Origin of the sequence: Burkholderia sp. LMG 13014 (genome assembly GCF_905232215.1) — a bacterium.
In the GTDB taxonomy this organism is placed as follows: Bacteria; Pseudomonadota; Gammaproteobacteria; order Burkholderiales; family Burkholderiaceae; genus Burkholderia.
Window position 1 is genome coordinate 1 of sequence record NZ_CAJNKE010000554.1, and the last position, 3,901, is coordinate 3,901.

The window sequence follows — 3,901 nt, forward strand, 5'->3', positions numbered from 1 at the left end:
GGGCACTCAACCGGCTGCCTGGATCGCCTCTTCGTACACGCCGGCGACGCGCCGCGCGATCACCGCGTTGTCGAAATGATCGCGCGCATAGCGCTTGCACGCGGCCTCGTCGGGCAGCGTGATCGCGCCCGAGAGCGCGGCGCCGAGCCCTTCCGCGATCGCGTCCGCGCCGGTGGACGGCAGCACGAGATCGCTGGACAACCCGGCGACGGCCTCCGGCAGCCCGCCGACCGGCGTGACCAGCACGGGCGTGCCGGACGCGAGCGATTCGACGGTGATCAGCCCGAAGCCTTCGAGCGCGACCGTCGGCACGACACTGACCGTCGCCGCGCGATACAGCGCCGCGAGATGGTTGTCGGGCACGAAGCCGAGCAGCTTCACGTTGTCCTGCAGTCCGGCCGCATCGATGCGCTGCTGGAGTTCCTCGCCGATCTTGCCCTTGCCGGCGATCAGCAGCAGCACGTCCGGGTGACGGTGCTTGAGGAGGCCGATCGCGTCGATCAGGTCCTCCAGCCCCATGCGCCGCACGAGCCGGCGCACGGCCAGCACGATCGGCCGGTCCTGCGGCAGCTGCAGCTTGTGCCGCGCCTCGCCGGGCGTGAGCGGCGTGTCGAACTGCGCGGTATCGACGCAGCCGGGAATCACGCGCACGCGTGACGGATCGATCCCGTAGCGATTCGTCAGGATCTGGCCGAACGCCTGCGACAACACGATCAGCCGCGACGAGCGCGTATAGACGGCCTGTTCGAGATAGCGCTTCGCGCGCTGCCCGAGCGACGCGGCGCCTTCGACCTGGCTTTCGTCGGCCCACGGCCCCTGGAAATGCGACACCTGCGGAATCCCGCGCGTGACGTCGAGGCCAGGAAACGTGTACAGCGCGAAGTGCGACGAGATCACGTCCGGACGCTCGCTGCGGATCTCCTCGCGCAGCGCGCGCCGCGCGGCGAGCATCCGGCGCGCGAGCGACTCCGTTGCGGGGCCGAAGCCCTGGATCGCACCGTCCGTGTCGTCGGCGACTTTCGGCGAGCCGGCAACGAGCCCGCGCACCTCGACACCCGCGCCCGGCAGCGCGCCGACGAGCGAGTAGTACATCCGGTCGAGGCCGCCCGCGCGTTCGGGGAACCAGTGCATGCCGATTTGCAACGATTTGATCGGCCGGGAAGATTGGGACATCACGACTGCTCCTGCGTGACCGCATGCTCGACCCGCTCGAAAGCGGACGGCTGCGAGGGTTGGCCGATGCGCCGATAGAGCGCGACATACTGGGCGCCCATGTGCGCCCAGCCGAAACGGGTCATCAGTTCGCGGGCGGCGTCGCCCATCGCGCGACAGGTGTCGCGCGATGCCGCGAGCGTGCCGATCGCCTGCGCGAGCGCGGCCGGATCGTCCGGATCCTCCAGCACGATCCCGCATTCGCGCGTGATGATTTCCGCGCCGCCCGCCGTACGCGCGGTGACGACCGGCAGCCCGGCCGCCATCGCCTCGAGCAGCGACAGGCTCATCGCTTCGTAGCGCGACGGGAACACGTAGGCGTCGACCGAGCGCATCAGCGTCGGCATGTTTTTCACGAGACCGAGGAAATGCACGCGCGAATCGATGCCGAGCGCGCGCGCCTCGTCCGGATACGGGCTGCCGGGAAGATAGCCGGCCACCGCCAGGTGCACGTTCGCCGGCAGCTTCGTCAGCGCCTTCAGCACGGTACCGAGGTTCTTGCGCGGCGTGCGCAGGTCGCCGACGAACAGCAGCAGGAATGCGTCGTCCGGCAGCTTGAACGCCGCGCGGTCGGCCTGCGCGCCCGCGAACGCGCTGGTGTCGACGCCGTTGTAGATCACGCTGATCTTGCGGCTGTCGATGCCGAGCCCGGCGATCTCGTCGGCCACCTTCTGCGACACGGCCGTGATCGCGCGCGAACGCCGGTACGCCCAGCGTTCGAGCGTGGTGTTCACGCGCGTATAGACGTACTGGTAAGCCGACCACAGCCCCTTCGTCGGCCCGAACGGATAGTACGGACTCTTGAACCAGCCGCCGTGCACGAAGTGCGCGGTATTCACGTCGGCCTTGATCCACGAAATGAAGCCGTTCACGTGCAGCACGTCGTATTCGTCGCGGTGCGCGCGCAGCCACGCCGCGCTCTTCAGCGCGAACACCTGCTGCTTGACGAGATTCGACGGCCAGAAGCCGCCGACCTTCACCGGCACCCAGCGCACGCGCGGGTCGGCCAGCAGCTCGGGCGCGACGTGCGACGCGACCAGCGTGACCTCGTAGTTCTCGGCCAGCGCCGCGCGCGCGATTTCGTAATTGACGCGGCCCTGCCCGTCGTTATGTCGCACGACGTGCGTGACGATCGCGATTCTCAATGGTCGCCTCCCCGTAAACGCGCGGCGGCCAGCAGGCGTTGTGCCTTTTGCCAGTGCGCCGCGGAAAGAATCGAAAAAATGGCTGTGAACATCAGCAGGCCGCCCGTGCCGATCAGCGAGTTCGTGAACACGAGCATCGCGAAGGTCGACAGGCACAGACTCAGGCACGCGCCGACGAACTTGTCCTTGCGCAGCTTGAACGCCGCGCGCAACGTGCGGCCGAACAACATCACGACACCGGCGAGGTACAGCAACGTGCCGGGCCAGCCGAGCACGAACGGCACGTTCATCACGCCGCTGTCGAAGCTGCCGTACTTGCCGAGTTCGCCGCTGTCGCTCGACAGCTTCGTCGATGCGCCCGTCGCGCCCATCCCTTCGCCGGCGACGTCGGTAAACGCCGTCTGCGCGAAGGTCGCGTAGAACTTGTTGCGGTCGTCGTAGCTGCGATCGTCCTTCAGGTTCGTGATCGACTGCAGACGCGCGCCGAGACGATCGGCCACCGGCCCGACGGTCAGCAGCGGCACGCACAGCCCGACCAGCACGACGCCGCTGATGAGAATCCGCATCCGCACGCGGTTGTTCGACTGCGCGAGCTGGATCGCGAGCGCGATCACCCAGCCGCCCCACGTCGAGCGCACGAGACACAGCGCGAACGACACGAAGCCCGCCGCCCCCGCGAACCAGCGGATCTTCTGCGGCGCCGCGAGCACGAACACCAGCGCGCCCATCATCGCGAACGCGAACGGCCCCGACGAGTTCATCGTGCTGAACACGCGCACGCCGTACGGCACCGGCTCGCCCTGCGAACCCATGTCGGAACCGATCATCCACAGCACGTCCCACTGCGGCATCACGAAGTACTGCACGACGCCGTACACGCCCATCACCAGCATGCCCCACATGAACGTGGACAGCAGCACGTCGCGGTACTCCGGGTAGTCGCGCGCGTTGACCATGATGTGAAAGCCGATCAGCACCGGGTACACCCAGTTCGCGAGGTCATAGGTCGCGGCCATCACGCCGCTCGACACGATCCCGACGAGGTACGCGTACGCGAGCCCGAACAGCATCAGCAGAATGGGAATTCCGCGCCGCTGCGCGAGCACGCGGTAATGCCGGATCAGCCCGAGGCCGGCGATCATCGTCACCGCGAGCGGCGCGACCTGGATCAGGCTCGTTGGCGTGAATGCGCCCTTCGACCAGTCGGCGAGACGCCGCACTTCCGGACTCAGGAACCACACCCACCACATGAAGCCGACGTAGCGCGCCGGACTCTTGAAATACAGCCAGATGCCGACCGCGATGGCCAGCACCGGAAACGCGAGCGTCAGTACCTTGCCCTGGTGAATGGCGATCAGCGCGGCGGTGAACGTCCACAGCCCGGCCTGCCCGACCCAGTGCTTCGGTTCGGGTAGCCAGTTGCGGTTGCGCGACGGTGCGCGCTCGGCGGTAATCGTACTCATCGATCCGCTCTCACCGCGACGACGGTCGCGAATCCGCGAGCGGCATCGCCAGGCCCGCGGCTGCCGGCGTCCGGCGCCGGC

General features: G+C 68.0%; 3 protein-coding genes. All 3 read right to left on the minus strand.

What is annotated here, in order from left to right; genetic code table 11:
• Nucleotides 1–6: 6 nt before the first annotated feature.
• Genes JYJ84_RS30720 through JYJ84_RS30730 form a run of 3 tightly spaced genes read right to left on the minus strand, consistent with a single transcriptional unit; the run spans nucleotide 7 to nucleotide 3,820 of the window.
• Nucleotides 7–1,173 (minus strand): glycosyltransferase family 4 protein, encoded by a 1,167-nt coding sequence (locus JYJ84_RS30720; RefSeq protein ID WP_122949729.1) that lies wholly within the window; start codon nucleotides 1,171–1,173, stop codon nucleotides 7–9.
• Nucleotides 1,173–2,357, minus strand: coding sequence for a glycosyltransferase family 4 protein (locus tag JYJ84_RS30725; RefSeq protein WP_175221774.1), 1,185 nt, complete (start codon nucleotides 2,355–2,357; stop codon nucleotides 1,173–1,175). Before JYJ84_RS30725 ends, JYJ84_RS30720 begins: the two co-directional genes overlap by 1 nt.
• Complete coding sequence (locus JYJ84_RS30730; RefSeq protein ID WP_174958175.1) at nucleotides 2,354–3,820, minus strand: O-antigen ligase; 1,467 nt, start codon at nucleotides 3,818–3,820, stop codon at nucleotides 2,354–2,356. Before JYJ84_RS30730 ends, JYJ84_RS30725 begins: the two co-directional genes overlap by 4 nt.
• Nucleotides 3,821–3,901 lie beyond the last annotated feature (81 nt).